This is a genomic window from Ruficoccus sp. ZRK36, assembly GCF_019603315.1.
Lineage (GTDB): Bacteria > Verrucomicrobiota > Verrucomicrobiia > Opitutales > Cerasicoccaceae > Ruficoccus.
Map to the genome: position 1 here is coordinate 77,051 of NZ_CP080649.1, position 19,836 is coordinate 96,886.

A 19,836-nucleotide genomic window follows, 5' to 3' on the forward strand; every position below is an offset into this window, starting at 1 on the left:
ACCAGACAGTGCACGCTTTCCGGGCATCAGTCCAAAGCCTGAGACCCCGACAAGCCAGGCCAGCCAGAAGTTTAGCGCAGCGGGCCGCCCAGGATGCCGCCCTTCAGAGCCCCGTACTTCTGGGCCAGGAAGGCCTCGACCTTTTGCGTCACACCCGCTCCGTAGATAGCGGTGACATCTTCCATCATCTGGGTGCGCAGCTTATCCAGCTCGACCTCCACCTCGGCCGGGAACTTACGCCCCTGGAAGGTGCCTTCGCTCAGGTCAGTCACACGCTGCGAGATCGGGCGCACCTTGACCAGCAACTGGTTCAGGCGCTGCGGCTCGTTGTAGTTCACCGCCAGAAAGCCAATGGTATCGACCACCGGCACGCGGTACTGGACATTGAGCTCGACCTTAGGCTCCGTCCACTCGCGATCCTCATACTCCCAGCGGTCACGGTGTGCATCGATCGGACGAGGTCCGGCGAGCAGACCGCTTACGGTCAGTGCGTTGAAGGCGAGAACAGCCCCACAGAGGGCCAAGAGCTTACGGGTGTGCACCATAGATTGGAAAATTACTGGTTCTTCTTTTTCTTATCGTAGAAGGCGTTGATACGGTCGGAAACATCGCGGTAGCCGATGTCGTCCTGATAAATCTCCTTCAGTTCCTCGATCGAGCTTTCTTCGTCACCGTTTTCGGCGTAGGCGATGGCCAAGTCGTAAATGATCTCCTTCTTGAGGTCATTCATGCCGATGACATCACTCTTGGCAGACTTGAGCTGCTCGATGGCCATATCGCTCTTACCGGTGGCATTGAGCGCGCGGCCGAGGAAGAGAATCGCACGCGTGCGGACCTTCGGGTTGCGGCGGGCCTGCTGGAACTGCTGGATGGCCTCGTCGTTTTGACCGTCCTCGAAGAGGAGCTGCCCCAGCTCGAAGCGGGCAGCGTAATCGTTCGGGTACTTCTCCACGGTCTCGCGAGCGTTCTTGAGACGGAAATCGTGCTCTTCGGTGCGGAGCGTTTCAAGCTGCTGCTTGATAGCGGCGTCCTCGGGGTTGGCTTCCAGCTCGGCCTCGGCAGCAGTGATGCGCTTCTTCATCGACTGAACCGTCAGGTCGGAGGCGAGACGCTCCAGCGTGGTATCCCCACGACCGGTCGGGCGCTCACGGGCCATCGTCAGGTATTCGAGGGCCTTGTCGAAATCACCCAGGTTGCGGTAACCATTGATGATCTCGCGGTAAAGATTCATGTTGTCGGGCTCTTTCTCCAGCATCTTGAGGTTCTGGGTAACCAGCTTCTGCACGGTTTCTTCGTCGTTGACGACGCGTGCGCGCTGCTCGAGCTCGACGGCTTCTTCTTCGTTGGCGAGTTTGTCGCGGAAGCCGCCTTCCTCTTCCCACTTACCGCGCTGCATGGAATCAGCGACAGAAGCACGCTTGACCAGGTCCTGCGCCTGTTCGTTACCGGGCTGGGCGGAGAGCACCTCACCGGCTACACGGACAGCGTCCTGTGCGCGACCGGCCTCAATCAGGGCATTACCGAGGGAAAGCTTGATCTCAAGGCTCTTCGGATCGGCCTTCTTGGCCTCCTCGTAGGCGAAAGCGGCGGTCTCCCACAATTCGAGAGCCTCGGCAGCCTGGCCGAGCATACGCTGGGCGCTGGCATTGGCCGGATCAGATGCGAGCATCTTCTCGGCGGTTTCCATAGCGGCCTTGGGGTCCTTTTTCAGCTGGGTGCTGGCCTTGATGGCAAAGGGGGCGTTGGTCACGCTACCGAGCAGGCGGCTGAAGCCGCTGGTCTTGCCGGCGGAGGCGCGCTTTTGCGCGGTACGGAGGATCTTACGCACGTCCAGGCAGCCCGGCTGGCGCTGCAGGATGTTGGTGCAGATATCGATCGCGTAGCTGGCGTTGCGATTGATCGACTTTTGCGCGTTTTCGACCTGTTTGCGAAGGCGGGGGTCCAGATCCTTCAGCTCAATTTCCTGATAAGTACTTTCCGTGGTTTCCATAGGAGTAGGAGTAGGCTAAGTTACTGCTTGTGGGGCGGGCGTCAATGCCCAAGGCACGTGTACTGCCATCCCGCACGGTTTCCGGGGGGTAAACCGTGAAACACGCAGGGCCTGTAGGCAGTGTTTGTAAAATACAGAACGAGCCCGCGAAAGTTGGTTTTGAGGCTGTTTCTTGGCTTTCGAGGCGAGACAATTGAAGAATTGTCGAACCGAGGAAATAAAAAACGGGCCAAAATCCAACCGAGTGGGCGACATGAGTTATTTTGCAAATACTGCCTAAGCCTACTCTATCACTTCGAGGTCAGTTTTCGCAGCCTCGATGAGTAATTCCAGCCCCTTCTGGCTGGACGCCTCGTCAGCGGCCTCCACCAGCAGGCGCAGCTTGGGCTCGGTGCCCGAATAGCGCACGAGCTGGCGCCCTTCCTGCCCGAACTCCTCATCCAGACGCTTCATCGCCTCACTGAGAGCTGGACATTCCTCCAAGGGGATTTTCTCGGCCACGCGCAGGTTCTTAGTCGCCTGCGGGAAAAGCTCAACCTCCTGCCGCAGCGCGGACAGGGGCTTACCGGTACGCAGCATAACGGCAATCAGACGGACGGCAGCCAGCAGGCCGTCTCCAGCCACGGAGATATCGCGCTGGATGATGTGGCCGGAGTTTTCGCCGCCGAGATTGCACCCAAGAGCGCGCATGCGCAGCAGGACATTGCGGTCCCCTACCGCGACGCGTTCGACGCGGCCACCGGCCTTTGAGAGGGTTTTATCCAGCCCAAAATTACTCTGCACGGTGGCGACGAGCGTATTGTGAACCAAAGTCCCCTCCCGCAAAGCAGCCAAAGCGAGAATCCCCAGTAACTGGTCCCCATCAACGACAGAGCCAGTCTCATCGCAGACCACCAGGCGGTCGCCATCGCCATCATGAGCGATCCCCAGACGGGCTTTTTCGCGGCGCACGGCCTCGGCCAGCTTATCCGGGTGCTCACTGCCGACACCGGCATTGATATTCGTACCGTCGGGGCTGTCCCCGATGGAAACGAGCTCCGCGCCAAAGTGCCGAAGCACAGCCGGACTGGTCTCGGCGGTGGCGCCATTAGCCGTATCCAGCACGATCTTCCAGTCCCGAATACAGTGCTGGTGGAGCTGGGACTTCAGGGTGTTGATGTAGACACCCTGGCCGTCGTAGGGATAGCCACAGGTAAAAATGTTCGCGTCTTCGGGCTTGGAGGTCTGCTCCGCGATAAAGCCCTCGATCTCGGCCTCAGCCTCGACGGAGAACTTCAGCCCGCGGTTATCAAAAAGCTTTATCCCATTGTCGGTCGCGGGGTTATGGGAGGCGGTAATGGCCACACCCAGGTCAGCCTGCAAGTCGCGCACAACCTGCGAAACAGCCGGCGTCGGGACCACACCCAGCAGCATGACATGGATGCCGTTGGTGCATAAACCGCCGCAAAGGCCTGCTTCAATCTCCTCGCCCGAGGCGCGGGTATCGCGCCCGATGACGATGGTGATCGGCTTCGACGGGTTATGCTTCTGCAGAAAATGCGCCAGCGCGAAGCCACACTGATGGACGAAAACGTCGTTGAGGACGGGGCCACCCCAGGCGCCCCGTATGCCGTCGGTTCCAAAGTAGCGTAATTTCATCCCAAGTCCTCCTTGAAGCGTATTAACCATTGTCGGAACCCCCCTCCTGTTATTTGTGTGAATGCTCGTTGAACCCCGGCCTGCGGCGTCTCCGCCCGACCAGCGACCCAAAGCGCGACCCCTGCGTTCAGGGCGACGGTCTCCGTCAGCCCGGTAACGGTCTTGCCTTCGGCAATTTCCTCCAGGATCTCACGGTTGCGGGCGAGATCGCCCCCCTTCAGATCCTCCATTTCGCAGGGTTTAAAATCAAAAGTCTCCGGCAGCCACTCATCACTGAGTCCGGCCAGTTCGCCTGCCCCGGCGACAATATTACGTGAGGCCGTGGACATCTCATCCAGCGCACCGCCGCTAAAGGGCTCACCGTAGACAACCAGCGCGCGCTGGACTCCCAGCTCCTTAAAGGCTCCCGCCAGCGGCTCCACCCACTCGCGGGCATAGACGCCCATCACCTGATAAGGCGGGCGAGCCGGGTTGATCATAGGCCCGAGGATGTTAAAGACGGTGCGTTTCCCCTCGGCGGCGAGTGCCTTGCGGACCGGCACCACATGCGCAAAGGCCGGATGAAAACCCGGGGCGAAGAGGAAAGTCAGGTTATGCTTTTCCAGAAGAGCACGGAGCGTGGCATTGTCACCCTCCAGCGGAAAGCCCAGGTCGGCAAAAAGGTCCGCGCTGCCGCACTTGGACGTCACCGAGCGGTTACCATGTTTAACCACCGGTACGCCCATACTGGCCACGAGCATCGCGCTCATGCTGGAGATGTTAGCCGTCCCGGCCTTGTCACCACCTGTACCGACAATATCGACCGCCTCAGCGGCCAGGGGGCCTAACTCCGGGTCGCGGGCAAGCTCCCGAAAGGTCTTGGCAAAGGCCGCCACTTCCTGGGCAGTTTCACCTTTTTCATGCAGGGCGAGCAGGAAATCCTGCCGCTCATCGAGCGAGCCATCGCCGGCCGCCAACAGCCGAGCGGCTGATGCGGCTTGTTCCGCGTCCAGGCTTTCGCCATGGCGCAGCCCCTGCGTTAATTCTGCGAGATAGCAGCCCCCCATAGTATCAATTCCTTATGATATACCCGTCAGTGTCCACCCCAAATTTTGGTTTGAGGCAAACCCACCCACCTGCCATAGGCTTGGAGTATGCTGAGAATCCTGCCGGTCCTCCTCCTACTCTCACTGATGCCGAGCTCTTTCCTGCGGGGCCAGGATTCAGCCCCCAACGCCGATGAAATAAAGGAAGCGCAATCCTCGACCCCGGTTCAACCCAGTCCTCAGGCCGCTAACCTCAGCTATACCGACGGGCTGATTTTGGGCGTCGTCGAGGGTGTCACGGAATATTTACCTATTTCTTCCACCGGTCACCTGATTCTGACCAACCGCCTGCTCGGTCTCGATGCTCCGACGCCGTTGCTCGACAAAGAGGGCAACCTCATCCCCGGCAAGGAAATCGACCCGCTGACCGACCAGCCCCGACCCTTTACGCTCGAAGAAGCCGCCAACGCCTACGCCATCATCATTCAGGGCGGGGCCATCATTGCTGTCGCCCTCATCTACTGGAAACGCCTTTGGGGCATCGTGATGGGGATTTTCGGGAAAAACAAAAACGGCCTCCTGCTGCTGCGTAATCTGATGGCAGGCTTCCTGCCAGCCGCCATCCTCGGCCTGCTTCTGGACGATTTCATCGAAAGCGTGCTCTTTGGAGTCTGGCCCGTCGTCATCGCACTGGTCGCAGGTGCCTTTCTCATGCTCGTAGTCGAACGCTGGCGTAAGGCCCGGCATGGCCCCGATGCGCCCGACTCAGGCCCCGACCTGCACGATCTCTCCATCAAGCAATGCCTGCTGGTGGGCCTGCTCCAGTGCGTGGCGATGTGGCCGGGCACGAGCCGCTCGATGATGACCATCGTCGGCGGCTACGTGGTAGGCCTGTCCCCGGCACGGGCCGCGGAGTTCAGCTTCCTGCTCGGGCTGGTCACGCTCTCGGCCGCTGCCGGATACAAGTCGCTCAGCCTCGGCCCGCAGATGCTCGCCGCCCTGGATCTGGGTCCGGTCATTTTTGGGATCGTTGTCGCCACGATCAGCGCCGCACTGGCCGTCAAGTGGCTGGTCTCCTACCTGACGCGCCACGGGCTCGGGCTCTTCGCCTGGTACCGCCTTGTGCTGGCTGCCGCCGTCGCCGCCCTTGTTCTTTGGGGGTAGAGCTGCGAGGCTCAGGCGTCAGAAACAGAGACGAGACACGACTCGGTCTGCTTAGTCTGGATTCGCAGGGCTGTTAACCTCGTAGATCCAGTTGGGATCGTTGAGGTAGAGCCGCCCAAAGCTGGGCGAGGAGCCATTCTGAAGCCGGAAGAGTGAGTCGAGCAACAGGGGCGGGACCATTGGCTCATCAAGTTCGAAGCGCATGTAGTTCCAGCCTTTCCATACGATCGGCTCACCGGGGCAGGCGATCTTGCGGCCCGTGCTATCCATCAGAACGATGGACGGTGTCAGACCCGAGCCGTCGCCGTAGACCCACATGCCGAGGGCAACGGGCTGGGCCTCGATAATCCGGAAAGCATCCGTAAGTGGGTTAATCGCAACGGCGCCCCCACCCTGCTTAAACTGATACAGCAGCTCCATCCCGCCATCGCTGACATTCGGCAGCCCATCGGTAGGAGCCCCACCGGTGGCGGAGAGTTCCGCTCCTGCCGCAGCGGTGACCTGAAATTGCTCGACTGGCTCACCCGGAGCCGAAGACCGAAAATCCGCCGCCGACAGAAACTGCGTGATCGGGGACTCCGCCAAAACGATGCGGCGCGAGTCCAAGCCCTCCCCCATCGTATCGAGAAGGACGACCTGCATGGCATACGGGATCGGTTCGTCACTGGCCAGCGGGATCTGGAAGTCCATCGTGCGCTGGCCACGGCCCATGGCTACGTCAAACTTGAGAGGATCCATCCCGGCATCGATCAAACGCAGCTCAGCCTTGGCGCGGAAAGCCTCACCCGAGGGATTGAGAAAACTGAGCACGAGCGAGCCACCCACATCCGGTGAAAGAGAGATACCAATCGGATTTGTCGCCTGCACCATGATACGCTGCTCGATACCGTTGGCACCAATCAGGACCGGGAACGGCTCAGACTGGCGCCCCATGTCGAGCTCGCGCTGGACGATGTAGCTCTGCCCTGGCCGCAATGCCTGCATCTTTGTACCGTCTTCGAGAGAGAGCAGAAAGGGCTCATCGAGCACATTGGTAAAGGTGACGGAAAGCGGCACCGCGGTAGGTCCCTTAACCTGAATGGCAGGAGGCACACGCGTGGCCGTCACGGCCATACGCAGCAAACCATTGGGAGCATCGGGAACGATGAAGACAGGCGCGTTACGCAAGGTAACGATCACGACGTTATTAAAAGACTCGGCTGTCGCGAAGCTGTTTCCTGCGGTATCATAGAGCGTAAAGTAGCCGCGGCTGGCCGGAATCTGTACGGTGGCATCGGCACCGTCGGTCCAACCAACGACGAGGACATCCTCCCCTTTTTCAAACAAAAGCACATGGTCAGCCTCCTGTCCCACCGCCAGACGCTTGTTAAATTTGAAGCCGGGCAAAAACTTATTAATGGCCTGGGCAACCTGAATCTCCGGGCTTTCCGCAGAACCAGCCATCTGCGCATGGGCCGGAAGCAGCGCCAACAAGAACAAGGGGAAAAGATAAAAGAGCTTAGGCATTTGTAGAGAATATCAGAAAGGCACGTTTCTTTGCGGGTTAAACAAGTGAAACAGTCCGTTTTAGTCTAAAGCAATCCGGTCAGTGTGGAGGAGTTGGCAGCGTTTGTCCAGCCACGGTCCAGCCTTGTGTGTGAGCACACCCTTATCGTGGTCACTCCGATTGTCTTACCTACGGCAATCCTCTGTGTCTCTACTGCGAGAAGAACTAAAAAACCTGCTGCTGAGATTTGCGCCAATCCTCGCGGTGGTGTAAATAGCGTTGTCTTACCACCGCAAATCCGCACACAATAGCTTTGCCATGATCGATCTTATCAAAAAAGGAATGCTCGCAACCGTCGGCGCTGCCGTCGTCACCAAGGAACAGGCCGAAGGCCTCTTGAATGAGTTCGTCGACAAGGGCAAAATCACCGCGGGCGAAGCCCAGGAGATGGCCAGCAAAATCGCGGACTCGGGCAAGAAGGAATTCGAAAAGGCCAAAAAAGAAGTCAACAGCCGCATCGATGAAATGCTTCAGGGCGGCGTCCTGGTGACCCGTGCCGAGATTGAAGCGCTGGAGAAACGCGTCGCTGCGCTGGAAAAAGCGGCCAAGAAGGCTGACTAATTCTGCACGCACGTGTCTCTCAATCCCCTTGATCTCTTCAGCAACGCCGTTCGGGCGAAAGAAATCGTCACTGTGCTGGTTCGGCACGGGTTTGGCGATCTGCTCGAACAGCTCGGCATGCCACGCGGCTGGATTAAGCGCCTCATCCCCGAGGACGCCCAGCACCTCAACCTGTGGCAGCGCATCCGCGTGGTGCTCGAAGACCTTGGCCCGACTTTTGTTAAATTCGGACAGATTCTCAGCACCCGGCCGGACGTACTCCCCGAGCCCCTCATCGCCGAGCTCAAGCTCCTGCGTTCGAAGGTCAAGGCTGTGCCGTTCGAGCAGATCCGCCCCATCCTGCTGACTGAGCTCAAGGAGCCGATTGAGACGCATTTCTCGTCCTTTGACGAGGAGCCCGTCGCCTGTGGTTCGATTGGCCAGGTCTACCGCGCGACCTTAAAGAACGGCGGCGACCCCGTCGCGGTCAAGGTCCAGCGCCCCAACCTGAAAAAGCCGATCAAGGCCGACATCGAGATCATTGGCTGGCTGGCCCGACTGCTGCACGAAAAAGTCGAGGAGCTGCGCCCCTACGACCTGCCGGACATCGTGTCGGAAACCGGTAAGGGCATGATGCAGGAGCTGGACTTCACCATCGAGTGCCGCAACGCCCAGTTTTTCACCGCCCTGAACCCGGACGAGGAGCATGTCTTCGCCCCGCGCGTCTACGATGAGTACACCACTGAGAAGCTGAGTGTATGCGAGTGGGTGGTCGGTGTTTCACCCGGCGACCCGTCTATCACCCCCGAGGAGGGTAAGGAGCTCGCCCGTATCGGGGGGCAGAGCATTTTTCAGCAGATCGTCATCAGCGGCTTTTTCCACGCCGATCCGCACGGTGGCAACATCCTCATCACCGAAGACCGGCGCATCTGCTTTATCGACTGGGGGCTGGCTGGCCAGCTCACCCGCCCGATGCGCTATTTCCTGGCCGACCTCTTCGCAGCCATCGCCTCCTCCGACCCGGAGAAGGTCGTGCGCGTGATCAACGTCATGGCCGTGGGCAAGGACCGGCTCGATGAGACCAAGCTGGAGAAGGAAATCAGCTTCGTCCTGCGCAAGTACCAGAACAAATTCGGCAAGAGTGAGCCGGTCGGCGAGATCGTACTGGAGCTGCTCTACGTCTTCGGGGTCAACGGCGTGACGCTCGCCCGTGACTACTCCCTGCTGGCCAAGGCCATCGTCTCCATCGAGGAATCCGGCCTGGATCTGGACCCGAACTTCGACATCCGCATCATCGCGCGCCCCTACCTCAAGAAGCTCGCCTACGAGCGGTGGAATCCCCTCAACCTGCTCAAGCAAAACTGGTGGGGCCTGCAGGGGCACTTTGCCCGCCTGCGCGAACTCCCCGGCGAGATCCAGCGGTTCTTCCGCAAGCTCGAGGACGGCGACATCTACATCAAGCTCAAGCACGAGGGCTTCGAGCCACTGCTGAACTCTTTCGACTCCGGCGTCAACCGGCTGTCCTTCTCGATGATCATCGCGGCCCTGCTCATCGGGTCCTCGTACATCATTTCGGGTACGATTCAGGCCGGCACCGTCTCAGGCCGCTACCTGATCCACATCGCCACGGTCGGCTTCATCGGCGCAGGCGTGCTTGGCGCATGGCTGCTCTTCGACATCATCCGCCACGGTCGCCACAAAAAGAAGTGACCAAGACGCAGTCCTGGACCTGTGATCCTAAGGATCGCTCTGGCATTCTCAGGAGAAAATGCCATGGGCAATTCGCAGCCAGCGTCTGGTTTATCCCCAAAGGGTAGCCCTCAGTTTCAATGCTGCGCATCGACAGAGCAGCCTGCGGGTCTGGGCTGCATAAGCCCAGAAGACAACCCGTACCGCGTCTATCTAAATATGGCGCGAGTCTTCCTCGTCCTTTTTGACGTAGCCGCTGTCCTGCCGGTTGTGGTTGACCTTGTTTTTCTTGGCGTAGGCGTCGTAGACATCCTGCGCGCTCATCCCGAGCACTTGCGCGAGTGAGACCAGAAAGTGAAACAGGTCCACCACCTCGACGCGGGCGTTTTGCTCGTCGAACTTCTGGTACTTGGCCCACCACTTCCACGGGACCGAGTCGATCAGCTCAGCGGTTTCCTGCTGGAGGGCACGGGTGTAGTTGAGCACCCACTCGGCCTTGCCCTTCTCGTCGAGGGCGCCGGTATCCACGCCGATGCGCTTGTTAAGTTCATCCTGAAGCTGGAAAATTTCCTCGAGTTTGTCCATGCCCCACCCATAGCGGTTGCGCCGGTCCCGGCAAGCGCATTTCCAGTTCCTGACCTGAGGGGCCCAAAAATTGGCTTGAGCTTGAGCCGGATTTATACAGCGTCGCAATACGAGGTAACAAAGCGTCCGGCCCGTTCCGGCGTTTCCGCAGCGGCAAAACAGTTTGCCCTCCCTCACGCCCGCCCCGGCGACGAGCAATTACCTGCCCGCCGGACTATTACACGAATCCAAGCATAACCATGCCTTCATACGAAACCCCTTCGAAACGGGAAATCCCCGCTGACGAAGCCAACTACCAACCCGGAAACAGCTCCAAAAACGAGCTCACAGACGAAGAAGCCGAGCAATCCGAAGAGCGTAAGGCCATCACCTGGAGCGACTTGGCCGAAGAGAAAGAAAAAGACGTCTTGGCCCCTCTGCTCGAATCCGGGCCCCGCGCTCCCTGCCAGATCACTGCGGACGGCTCAGCCCCGCAAAGTTCTGTGCGCCGCCTGACCGGCGCCCCCACCGAAGAAACTGCTCCCATCAACCTGCGTGGTCGCGTCAAAGCGCCCAAATCCCAGGAAAAGGAAGCCGATGGTGCCCAGCCGGGTGAAGTCGATCCCAGCAGCTTCGAAGAATCCCTCAGTGGCCATGCCGCTCAGGGTTACCCGGAGCAGGCTTCCAAGCCGGCCCGTGAACGCCGTCCCAAGCCCGAAGACAAAGAGCAGGATAGCGACGACACGCCGACTCCGGCCAAAGAACGTTTTTACGCCAAGGACGAGGAAAACGAGGACGACGACGTCCCCATGAACCTCGACAACAGCGCTGACGAAGACAACTCGGATGACTCCGACGAGTCAGCCGAGCAGAGTGGCGAAGCCAAGTCTGCCACCGAAGCTGACGGAGAAGACCAGCCGCGCAAGCGCCGCCGTCGCCGCCGTCGCTCAGGCCGCAAAAACGATGGTGAGTCCTCCGAAGACGGAGACGACTCCTCTGAAGCCCGCGAACGCTCCGGTAACCGTGAGCGCAGCGAGCGCTCCGATCGCGGTGGTCGCGGCGAGGGCAACAATCGCGGTAACCGTGGCAACCGTAACCGTGGCGAGCGCGGTGAACGCGGTGGCCGTGGTGAACGTGGCGAGCGCAACAACCGCGGTGAACGTGGTCCGCGCCGGGACGGCCAGGGCAACCGCAATGAGCGCCCTGCCCCCAAGCCCGAGCCCGCCAAGTCCGGTGGCCTCTTCGGCAAACTCAAGTCGGCTATCGGCTCTATTTTCGGTGCCTCTGAAGCTCCCGCCAAAAGCGAACCGAGCGAGAAAAAGTCCTCCGATGACCGCCCCCAGCAGCGCCGCGGCCGCGGTGGAAATCGCCGGGGTGGCCAGGGTGGCAACCGTGGTCAGGGCGGCAATCGCCGTCAGGGCGAAGGCAACCGCAACCGCCAGCCCCGTGGGGAAGGCGAAGGTAGCGGTAACGGCCAGCGCCGTCGTCGCCGCCGCTCCGGTGGTGGTAATCGCCGCCCCGAAGGCAGCGATAACAACCGCTCCAACGATTAACCGGACGCGCCCGCATGGACGTCGTCCGCATCAGAGGTGGTCAGCGCCTCGCCGGTACTGTTGAGATCGGCGGGGCGAAGAACGCCTGCCTGCCCATTTTCGCAGCCTGCCTGCTCACGGCAGAGCCCGTCACCATCCGCAATGTCCCCGACCTGAGCGATCTGCGCTTCATGGCGGAGATACTGGAGCGGCTCGGGGCTACCGTTGAGCGGCTCGACCCGCACACCTGGCGCATCACAGCAGCCCAGGTCGCGACCCGTGCGCCCTATGATCTGGTCCGCAAGATGCGCGCCTCCGTCTGCCTGATGGGCCCGATGGTCGCCCGTATGAAGCGCGCGGAGGTCTCCCTCCCCGGCGGCTGCGTGATCGGCCCGCGTCCGATCGACCTGCACATCAAGGGCCTCTCCAAGCTCAACTGCGGCGTCCAGATCGAGAACGGCTACGTCAAACTCGACGGCTCCAACCTGCGCGGCGGAGAAGTCTTTCTCGGTGGTCGCCACGGCAGCACCGTCACCGGCACCGCCAACATCCTGATGGCCGCCGTCCTCACACCCGGCCACACGCGCATCGACAGTGCCGCCTGCGAGCCGGAGGTCGTCGACCTCTGCCGTCTGCTCAATCAGATGGGCGCGAAGATCACCGGTATCGGCAGCCACGCCCTGCACGTCGAGGGGGTGGATGCGCTTCATGGTACCGATTACAGTGTGCTCTCCGACCGCATCGAGGCGGGCACCTACCTGCTGGCCGGAGCCGTCACCCACAGCGACATCACGGTCAAAGGCGCTCAGGCCGAGCACCTGGCAGCCTTTTTGGACAAACTTTCCGAGGCCGGTCTGGTCTTCGAGATCATCGACGCGAACACCATCCGCGTGCGCGGCGATAAATCCGAACTGCGTCCGGTGGACGTCATCACCCTGCCCCATCCGGGCTTCCCGACGGACCTGCAGGCGCAGACCTGCACCCTGCTCGCGCTCATCCCGGGCCTGAGCATCGTGACCGAGCGCGTTTACCCAAACCGCTTCATGCACGTGCCCGAGCTGGGTCGCATGGGTGCTGATATTTCCATCGAGGGCCCCAGCGCCGTGATCAAGGGCGGCCTGCCGCTCTCCGGCGCTCCCGTGATGGCCAGCGACCTGCGCGCCAGCGCTGCGCTCATCCTTGCCGGTCTGGCTGCCAGTGGAGAAACCTGGGTCCAGCGCATCTACCACCTCGACCGCGGCTACGAAAAGTTCGACGAGAAGCTCGCCGCCCTCGGCGCCGATGTCGCGCGCCTCTCCGACACAGAGATGCCCAAAGACCTCTCGGTCGAAATGTAGCGGGTTGCACCCGCTGGCATTGATGGGGCTCCGCCCCATCGCTCACTGCGTTCGCTGCCCCCTTAAACATGCTGATCCAGCCGGACCGAGGGTGCAGCCCACGGCTGCCGCGGTATCTAGAGGAGTGAAGCCCCAGAATAAACTTGGCGGGGGTGAAGAAATGGGTGAATGTTTGTGCATGTCCGAACCGGAAAAAGGCACTGATTATCTCCAGCATGTTCTGGAGGCTCCGGAAACGGCGCAGGAGAAGGCCTTGCGGCCGCTTTCCTTCGCCGACTTCAACGGCCAGGGCAAGACCATCGAGCGCCTGGAGGTGATGGTCGGCGCGGCACGCAGCCGCGGTGAGGCACTCAACCACATCCTGCTGCACGGCCCGCCCGGACTCGGTAAGACCACCCTCGCGCTCATTCTGGGCAGCGAAATGGGCGCAAACGTGCGCCAGACTTCCGGCCCCGTTGTTGAAAAGCCGGGTGACCTCGCCGGCCTTTTGACTGGTATGGACGAGGGGGACATTCTTTTTATCGACGAGATTCACCGCATCCCCAAGACGGTCGAGGAGTACCTGTACTCGGCGATGGAGGACTTCCGGATCGACATCATGATTGATCAGGGGCCGAACGCCCGCAGCGTCCGCCTGAACATCCCGCGCTTCACGCTGGTGGGCGCGACCACCCGCACCGGTCTACTGACCGCGCCGCTGCGCAGCCGCTTCACACTGCAGACACGCCTCTCCTACTACCCGGCCGAGACGATGGAGAAAATCGTCAAGCGTACCTGCAAGCTGCTCGGCGTGGAGACTGACAAGGGCGGCATCTCCGAGGTTGCCCGCCGCGCCCGTGGCACCCCGCGTATCGCGAACAATTTAGTCAACTTTGTGCGAGACTACGCCCAGCAGCGTTCGGATGGCAAGATCACCAAAGCGGTGGCCGAAAAAGCACTTGAGCTGCTGGAGATCGACATGCACGGGCTCGACGAGATGGACAAGCGTATCCTGCGCCTGATGGCCGAGAACTACAAGGGCGGTCCCGTCGGACTAGGAACCATCGCCGTGGCGGTGGGCGAGGAAGAGCACACCCTGGAGGAAGTTCACGAGCCCTATCTCATTCAGGAGGGCTATCTGGCGCGCACCCCGCAGGGCCGCGTGCTGACTGCCAAGGCCTGGCGGACGATCGGTCTTGAGCACCTGCGCGAAGACAACCAGCAGAAGCTGCTGTAGCTAGCACTTCGCATCCCTCTCTCCCTCGGGTGATCTGTGTGAACGGATACAGAAAGCGGCAGCTTGCTCAGCCTTGGCTGATCTGGTCAAATATCGACGTTGCTTATTTTGACCGGGGCACACAACGCTCCCCAGCTTATTTTCCCCATGCTGTTCACGAACCATTTCTTCCGTAGCGCCCCGATTGCGGGACGTCTCCTGACCACCGCCCTGCTGGGGCTCCTGGCACTGAGTGCCGCCCATGCGGACACGTCGGCCCCAAGAGCCTCAGTCTTTAAGGACGGGGACCGCTACGCCATCGTCGGCGACAGCATCACCCAGAGCGGGACCTACCATACCTGGGTCGCGCTGTACTACACCACGCGCTTCCCCCAGCTGGATCTGGCTCTGACGAATTGCGGCATCTCCGGCGACTCCACCGGCGGCACCCTCCGCCGCTACGGCTGGGACATCGCGCCGTTTCAGCCGACGGTCGCCACCGTCATGCTCGGCATGAACGACATTGGCCGCGACAAGTACGGTCAGCCGAATCCCCCGCAGGACGTCCTCGACTACCAAATGCGCAAGATCGAGGCCTACAAGGAGAACATGACAAAGCTCGTCAAACAGCTGCAGGATGACGGCGCCCGTGTGGTCCTCGTCACCCCCAGCCCCTACGACGACACGGCCGATCTCCCCAGCGAGTCCTACGTCGGCGCAAATGCCGCCCTCGGCGAGTGCGCGGACTTCCTCACCCAGATGGCTGCCGACAGCAACGGCGAGATCGAGCTGATCGACCTGCACGGCCCCCTCACAGCCCTGAACCTTGAGCAGCAAAAGACAGATCCGTCCTTTACCATCACCGGCCCGGACCGCGTCCACCCCCAGAGCCCCGGTCATCTTGCCATGGCCTACTTTTTCCTGAAAGCCCAGGGTGCTCCCGCCGAAGTCTCCGCCGTGGGAATCGACGCCTCCAAGCAGTCCGTTACCGTTGCCCGTAACGCCAAGGTCAGCGACGTGACCTACGATGCAGCTAAGGCGACGCTGAGCTTCACGAGTTTGGAGGGGGCCATCCCCTTTAGCGTGAGTGAGTACTCTTCACCAGCTCTTGAGTACATCGACTTTAACGAAGACCTGAACCGCGAAATGCTCACCGTCGCCAATCTGCCGGCTGGAAGCTACACGATCAGCATCGACGGTCAGCCCGTCGGCGAAGCTTGCAGCTGGAGCGCCGAGGAACTGGCCAGCGGGATCAATCTGTCCACCCTCGACGACACGCCCCAGGCACGTCAGGCCGCCAAGGTTCGCGACATCGTCGTCGGCTGGTGGTCGCTGATGCTCAGAGGCGACCGCACCATCGCCAACGTCGAGCACTGGCACCTGCGCGACATACCCCACCCGATCGCCTTCGAAGACGTCCAGGCAGGTCTGGAGGAAAAACTCGCCCGACTTGAGGCCAGTGACAAGCGTCTGGACAAGCTCAACGCCAAGTACATCAAGCGCTACCTGGAGATGAAGCCCAAGCAGGAGGAGATCGAAAAAGAGCTGCCCCAGATGATCGAGCAGGCGCGCGCGGCTGCCCAGCCCGTCCCCCACACCTACGTCATTTCGCCCGCTCAATCCTAGCGTTAAGCCCTTTCCTTAAAAACAACCGCGTTATTACCCATATGCCCACCACCGCCCTCGCTCCCTACGGTCCGCTCCCCAGTGCTCCTCAGCTAAGCTGGCAGCGCCTCGGCATGAACCTGTTTGTGCACTTCGGCATGAACACCTTTACCGGCCGCGAATGGGGCGAGGGTGAAGACGACCCGAAGAACTTCAACCCCACCGCCGTGGACTGCAAACAGTGGGCCCGCACAGCCCGCGAGGCGGGGTTCCAGATCGGAATCCTGACCGCCAAGCATCACGACGGCTTCTGCCTGTGGCCCACCTCCACCACGGACTACTCCGTCAAATCCTCCCCGTGGCGCGACGGGCAGGGCGATCTCGTGCGCGAGTTTGTGGATGCCTTTCGGGCCGAAGGCCTCAAGGTCGGCCTCTACCTCTCACCGTGGGACCGCCATGAGCCCTGCTACGGCGACTCCCCGCGCTATAACGACCTTTACTGCACGCAACTCACCGAGCTGCTCACCCAGTACGGAGAGCTGCACGAGGTGTGGTTCGACGGGGCCTGCGTCATCGGCCCCAACGGGCAAAAACAGGAGTACGACTGGCAACGCTATTTCTCGATCGTCAAAGAGCTCCAGCCGCAGGCTGTGACCTTCGGCGACGGCGGCACGGACGTGCGCTGGGTGGGTAACGAACGCGGCTACGCCGGTGAGACCTGCTGGGCGTGCGTCGACCCCAAGCGCGTAAAATTCCCCGGTGACTCGGGCATCGACACTGGCGTTGATGCCGCCGCCAAAGGCGAGTTCAAGCGCCTGCTGCAGGAGGGCGACGACCCTGCCCAGACCCCGGACGGAGTCTGGCGCGCCGCCGAGTGCGATGTCTCCATCCGCCCCGGCTGGTTTTACCACGCCGCCGAGGACGACCAGGTCCGCTCGGTCGAGAACCTCGTCGAGCTGTACTTCAAAAGCGCAGGCCGCAACAGCCTGCTGCTGCTTAACATCCCCCCCACCCCCACCGGACTTTTCCACGAGAACGACATCGCCGCCGTACTCGGACTGCGTAAGGAGCTGGACCGCATCTTCGCGCAAAACGTCGCCACCGGGAGCACGGTAAAAGCCTCGGCTGAACTGCCCGAGTATCCGGCGAAAAACCTCCTCGACGGCGATCTGGACACCTTCTGGGCTGCGCCGGACAGTGCGCCCGCCACGCTGGAGATCGAGCTCGCCCAGCCGCAGAGCATCACCGTCGCCGACCTGCGCGAGCCCGTACAGCACGGGCAGCGTATCGCTGCCTGGCGCCTCGAAGCTCTCAACGAGTCGGGCCAATGGATCACGCTCAGTACCGGCACAACGATCGGCCATCGCCGGCTGCTAAAGTTCGAGCCGGTCACCACAACAAACATCCGTCTGCACCTCGACAAGTCCTACGCGCCTGCCGCCCTCACCTCCATCGGACTGTATTAAGGATCTGCTACGGACACGAGCGATCATATAAGTTTCAGCAGAGCACAGGTCATAGCGGCCTGTGCTTTTTATTTTCAGCACGGCCCTATTTTATTGTATACAATATACATAAAACCTCTAATCTATCTCTATATCATGAGCACACCTCTATCTTTACGACTGGAACAGCTGGCGGGAGCCGGGCGCGTACGCATACTGGCCTTCGGCTCCTCCAATACCGAACGATTCCTCCCGGGCATTCACTGGCTGGACTGCGTACAGTTCGGCTTCGGCGCGAAATTCGGCCCCGTCGGACACTTTATCAATACCGGCATAGGCGGAAACACCTCGGCGGACCTGCTGGAGCGCTTCGAGACCGACGCGGCGGTTTTCCGGCCGCATGTGACCTTTCTCACGGTCGCCGGTAACGACTGCAACGCCGACAAGAATGTCAGCGCCGAAGATTTCGAAGCGAACCTGCGCGAGCTTCACCGGCGCTTTGAGAAGCTGGGCACACACGTGATTTTCCAGACCTACTACGCGCCGGACTCGGACGGCACAGAGTATTTCCAGAACTTCTACCGGTACAGCGACATCGTGCGGGCGGTTGCCGCAGATACCGGCTCCTCGCTCATCGACAACCTCGCCCGCTGGATGCCCCTGCGTGAAAAATACCCCGACCTGTACGCTCCGCTGATGCGGGACGGCATGCACCTGAATGAGCGCGGCAACAAGGTTTACGGGTTCGACATCGCCCACAGCCTCGGCTGCCCCGTCGTGACCGAGAACAACGAAGCCTACTGGGCCGAGCCGGTGCGCCTGCATGCGCTGATGGACGAGCTGGCGAGCGTTCAAACAGATCGTTAACAACACAGTTGCCTGAACCCGCTACGACGCCCAAACTTGCCCGCCATGAAGCCTGCATACCGTTCCCTGCCCGAGCATGTTTACCAGCATCTGCTGGAGGAGATCGTGCGTGGCGTGAGACCGGCAGGCTCCAAGCTGACGGAGGAGAGCATCTGCGCGGAGATGGGCGTCAGCCGTACACCGGCCCGCGAAGCTCTGCTCCGGCTGCACCGCGACGGCGTCGTCGAGCGCTTGCCGAGACGGGGCTGCTTCATAAAGGGTTTCGAACCGGCGGAGCTGGCCGAGCTGTTCGAGTGCCGCGGCTGGATTGAGTGCCTGGCCCTTGAGCAGGCGTTTGACCATTTACCGGACAAGGAGCTGGCAAAGCTGGAAAAGACACTCTCCGGCTCGCTGACCGAGGAGGGCTCCCTCAAGGCTGACGATGAGCTGCACCTGCTCATCGCCAAGTCCTGCCCCAACGCCGAGCTGACCCGCATCACCCGGCAGCTTCTCACCCGCAGCTACCCGGTACGGTTTTGGCGCACCTACACGCAGGCTCCGCTCAAGCGCGTCTCCGGGGAGCGGCTAAAGATCGTCCAGGCCATGCGTCAGGGCGACAAGCCAACCGCGCTTCGCCTGCTGCGCGAGCACATCGAGCAGGGGCGCGAGCTACTCCTCCAGATGGCCGAGAAGCAGGCAAGCGAGGCCAGGGACCATGCACCTGCATGAGCGTTAAGAAGGCGTTTCTCCCGGCGGGGCTGTTGCTGGCTATCATCGTCGCCCTGTTGCTTCCGGGACCCGGTATAGCCATGCAGCGGGCACACATGATCGCTGCGTTTGTGATCGTCATCTTTCTGGTCAACGGCTGGGAGTTCAAAATCTCGGACACGCGCCTGAACCGCAGCTTCCTGCTCAGCTTCGGAGCCGTCAGTATAATCTCGCTCCTGCTGGGCCCCTGGATCGGCCTCGGTATCTCGCGACTTTTTGGAACAGAGCCGGGCTTGGCCATGGGGCTCATCATCATGTCTGCCGTCCCCGTGACGCTGTCCTCGGCGATCGTGATGAGCGAGATCAGCGGCGGTAACCGCGCCTGGGCCTTGCTGATGACCATCGGGCTGAACCTGCTGGGCATCTTCACCGTGCCCTACATGCTGGAGTTTACGCTGCAGGCCAGCGGCGATATAAATTTCTCCCCCACTGCCCTGCTGACCAAGCTGGTCGGCCTCGTGCTGCTGCCGTTCCTCGCTGGATTCGGGCTACGGCGGCTGATAGGTAGCCGCGTAGGGCGCATCCCCATGCTGGGTTATCTTCCATCAACCTGCGTGATTCTGACGGTCTATGCGGCCTTCGCCGTCTCGCGCGACATGTTGGGCGGCATCCCAGCCGCCAGTTATCCGTTGATAGGAGGTGCCGCACTCAGCATTCATCTGGCGCTGATGGCGGTGGCGCTGGGGGCTGCCTGGCTGCTAAAGCTGGCCCGGGCTGAACGCCACACCGTACTCTTTGTCACCTCCCAGAAGACCCTGCCCGTGGCGGTGAGTGTGATCGCCCTGATCGCCGCCGACAGTGCCGTGGCCATGGTCCCCTGCCTGCTGTTTCACTTTATCCAGCTGTTCTTCGACTCCTTCGTCGCCTCGCATCTGGCGCCGGCATCTGCTTCCCCGAAAGACGCAAAAGCGAGCTGCAACTGCGGCCAGTAGCTGAGACGCACCGAGGCTAA

General features: G+C 61.1%; 17 protein-coding genes. 11 read left to right on the top strand and 6 right to left on the bottom strand.

Annotated features, from left to right (window positions below; genetic code table 11):
* Positions 1-71 precede the first annotated feature (71 nt).
* From K0V07_RS00345 to trpD, 4 genes are all read right to left on the bottom strand, one after another.
* Complete coding sequence (locus K0V07_RS00345; RefSeq protein WP_220622546.1) at positions 72-545, bottom strand: hypothetical protein; 474 nt, start codon at positions 543-545, stop codon at positions 72-74.
* A gap of 11 nt (positions 546-556) precedes the next feature.
* On the bottom strand, positions 557-1,990 hold the full coding sequence (locus K0V07_RS00350; protein WP_220622547.1) for a tetratricopeptide repeat protein: 1,434 nt from the start codon (positions 1,988-1,990) through the stop codon (positions 557-559).
* Between the two features lie 282 nt (positions 1,991-2,272).
* The gene (gene glmM / locus K0V07_RS00355; protein WP_220622548.1) at positions 2,273-3,628 is read right to left on the bottom strand and encodes a phosphoglucosamine mutase; all 1,356 of its coding nucleotides are present in this window, start codon (positions 3,626-3,628) and stop codon (positions 2,273-2,275) included.
* Positions 3,625-4,674, bottom strand: a complete 1,050-nt coding sequence (gene trpD, locus K0V07_RS00360; RefSeq protein ID WP_220622549.1) for an anthranilate phosphoribosyltransferase — start codon at positions 4,672-4,674, stop codon at positions 3,625-3,627. Before trpD ends, glmM begins: the two co-directional genes overlap by 4 nt.
* A gap of 126 nt (positions 4,675-4,800) precedes the next feature.
* On the opposite strand from trpD, the gene K0V07_RS00365 reads away from it, so the two are divergent.
* Entirely contained in the window at positions 4,801-5,817 is a 1,017-nt protein-coding gene (locus tag K0V07_RS00365) for an undecaprenyl-diphosphate phosphatase (protein WP_220622550.1), read from the top strand.
* A gap of 51 nt (positions 5,818-5,868) precedes the next feature.
* Here K0V07_RS00365 and K0V07_RS00370 read toward each other — a convergent pair whose 3' ends face one another.
* Positions 5,869-7,323 carry a hypothetical protein gene (locus tag K0V07_RS00370; protein ID WP_220622551.1) on the bottom strand — a complete coding sequence of 485 codons (1,455 nt, stop codon included), beginning with the start codon at positions 7,321-7,323 and terminating at the stop codon, positions 5,869-5,871.
* Between the two features lie 298 nt (positions 7,324-7,621).
* Here K0V07_RS00370 and K0V07_RS00375 point away from each other — a divergent pair, with 298 nt between their 5' ends.
* Both K0V07_RS00375 and K0V07_RS00380 read left to right on the top strand, forming a co-directional pair.
* On the top strand, positions 7,622-7,924 hold the full coding sequence (locus K0V07_RS00375; RefSeq protein ID WP_220622552.1) for a hypothetical protein: 303 nt from the start codon (positions 7,622-7,624) through the stop codon (positions 7,922-7,924).
* A 12-nt stretch (positions 7,925-7,936) separates the two neighbouring features.
* Positions 7,937-9,613 carry an AarF/UbiB family protein gene (locus K0V07_RS00380; RefSeq protein WP_220622553.1) on the top strand — a complete coding sequence of 559 codons (1,677 nt, stop codon included), beginning with the start codon at positions 7,937-7,939 and terminating at the stop codon, positions 9,611-9,613.
* A gap of 192 nt (positions 9,614-9,805) precedes the next feature.
* Here K0V07_RS00380 and K0V07_RS00385 read toward each other — a convergent pair whose 3' ends face one another.
* Positions 9,806-10,177, bottom strand: coding sequence for a dUTPase (locus K0V07_RS00385; RefSeq protein WP_220622554.1), 372 nt, complete (start codon positions 10,175-10,177; stop codon positions 9,806-9,808).
* A gap of 239 nt (positions 10,178-10,416) precedes the next feature.
* On the opposite strand from K0V07_RS00385, the gene K0V07_RS00390 reads away from it, so the two are divergent.
* From K0V07_RS00390 to K0V07_RS00425, 8 genes are all read left to right on the top strand, one after another.
* Positions 10,417-11,709, top strand: coding sequence for a hypothetical protein (locus tag K0V07_RS00390; RefSeq protein ID WP_220622555.1), 1,293 nt, complete (start codon positions 10,417-10,419; stop codon positions 11,707-11,709).
* A gap of 14 nt (positions 11,710-11,723) precedes the next feature.
* Positions 11,724-13,025 carry a UDP-N-acetylglucosamine 1-carboxyvinyltransferase gene (murA, locus tag K0V07_RS00395; protein WP_220622556.1) on the top strand — a complete coding sequence of 434 codons (1,302 nt, stop codon included), beginning with the start codon at positions 11,724-11,726 and terminating at the stop codon, positions 13,023-13,025.
* Positions 13,026-13,203: 178 nt separating this feature from the next.
* A complete protein-coding gene (gene ruvB, locus K0V07_RS00400; protein ID WP_220622557.1) occupies positions 13,204-14,241 on the top strand; it encodes a Holliday junction branch migration DNA helicase RuvB in 1,038 nt (345 codons plus the stop codon).
* A gap of 147 nt (positions 14,242-14,388) precedes the next feature.
* Positions 14,389-15,846, top strand: a complete 1,458-nt coding sequence (locus tag K0V07_RS00405; protein ID WP_220622558.1) for an SGNH/GDSL hydrolase family protein — start codon at positions 14,389-14,391, stop codon at positions 15,844-15,846.
* Positions 15,847-15,887: 41 nt separating this feature from the next.
* Positions 15,888-17,291, top strand: a complete 1,404-nt coding sequence (locus K0V07_RS00410; RefSeq protein WP_220622559.1) for an alpha-L-fucosidase — start codon at positions 15,888-15,890, stop codon at positions 17,289-17,291.
* 135 nt (positions 17,292-17,426) lie between these two features.
* A complete protein-coding gene (locus K0V07_RS00415; protein ID WP_220622560.1) occupies positions 17,427-18,137 on the top strand; it encodes an SGNH/GDSL hydrolase family protein in 711 nt (236 codons plus the stop codon).
* 45 nt (positions 18,138-18,182) lie between these two features.
* Complete coding sequence (locus tag K0V07_RS00420) at positions 18,183-18,845, top strand: GntR family transcriptional regulator (protein ID WP_220622561.1); 663 nt, start codon at positions 18,183-18,185, stop codon at positions 18,843-18,845.
* Positions 18,842-19,816, top strand: coding sequence for a bile acid:sodium symporter (locus K0V07_RS00425; protein WP_220622562.1), 975 nt, complete (start codon positions 18,842-18,844; stop codon positions 19,814-19,816). Before K0V07_RS00420 ends, K0V07_RS00425 begins: the two co-directional genes overlap by 4 nt.
* The last annotated feature ends 20 nt before the right edge of the window (positions 19,817-19,836 follow it).

Coding starts and splice junctions, on each gene's coding strand:
- K0V07_RS00345 (WP_220622546.1), bottom strand. CDS start 545: ATGGTGCACACCCGTAAGCTCTTGGCCCTCTGTGGGGCTGTTCTCGCC.
- K0V07_RS00350 (WP_220622547.1), bottom strand. CDS start 1,990: ATGGAAACCACGGAAAGTACTTATCAGGAAATTGAGCTGAAGGATCTG.
- ruvB (WP_220622557.1), top strand. CDS start 13,204: ATGTCCGAACCGGAAAAAGGCACTGATTATCTCCAGCATGTTCTGGAG.
- K0V07_RS00415 (WP_220622560.1), top strand. CDS start 17,427: ATGAGCACACCTCTATCTTTACGACTGGAACAGCTGGCGGGAGCCGGG.
- murA (WP_220622556.1), top strand. CDS start 11,724: ATGGACGTCGTCCGCATCAGAGGTGGTCAGCGCCTCGCCGGTACTGTT.
- K0V07_RS00385 (WP_220622554.1), bottom strand. CDS start 10,177: ATGGACAAACTCGAGGAAATTTTCCAGCTTCAGGATGAACTTAACAAG.
- K0V07_RS00410 (WP_220622559.1), top strand. CDS start 15,888: ATGCCCACCACCGCCCTCGCTCCCTACGGTCCGCTCCCCAGTGCTCCT.
- K0V07_RS00370 (WP_220622551.1), bottom strand. CDS start 7,323: ATGCCTAAGCTCTTTTATCTTTTCCCCTTGTTCTTGTTGGCGCTGCTT.
- glmM (WP_220622548.1), bottom strand. CDS start 3,628: ATGAAATTACGCTACTTTGGAACCGACGGCATACGGGGCGCCTGGGGT.
- K0V07_RS00420 (WP_220622561.1), top strand. CDS start 18,183: ATGAAGCCTGCATACCGTTCCCTGCCCGAGCATGTTTACCAGCATCTG.
- K0V07_RS00365 (WP_220622550.1), top strand. CDS start 4,801: ATGCCGAGCTCTTTCCTGCGGGGCCAGGATTCAGCCCCCAACGCCGAT.
- K0V07_RS00390 (WP_220622555.1), top strand. CDS start 10,417: ATGCCTTCATACGAAACCCCTTCGAAACGGGAAATCCCCGCTGACGAA.
- K0V07_RS00375 (WP_220622552.1), top strand. CDS start 7,622: ATGATCGATCTTATCAAAAAAGGAATGCTCGCAACCGTCGGCGCTGCC.
- K0V07_RS00405 (WP_220622558.1), top strand. CDS start 14,389: ATGCTGTTCACGAACCATTTCTTCCGTAGCGCCCCGATTGCGGGACGT.
- K0V07_RS00425 (WP_220622562.1), top strand. CDS start 18,842: ATGAGCGTTAAGAAGGCGTTTCTCCCGGCGGGGCTGTTGCTGGCTATC.
- trpD (WP_220622549.1), bottom strand. CDS start 4,674: ATGGGGGGCTGCTATCTCGCAGAATTAACGCAGGGGCTGCGCCATGGC.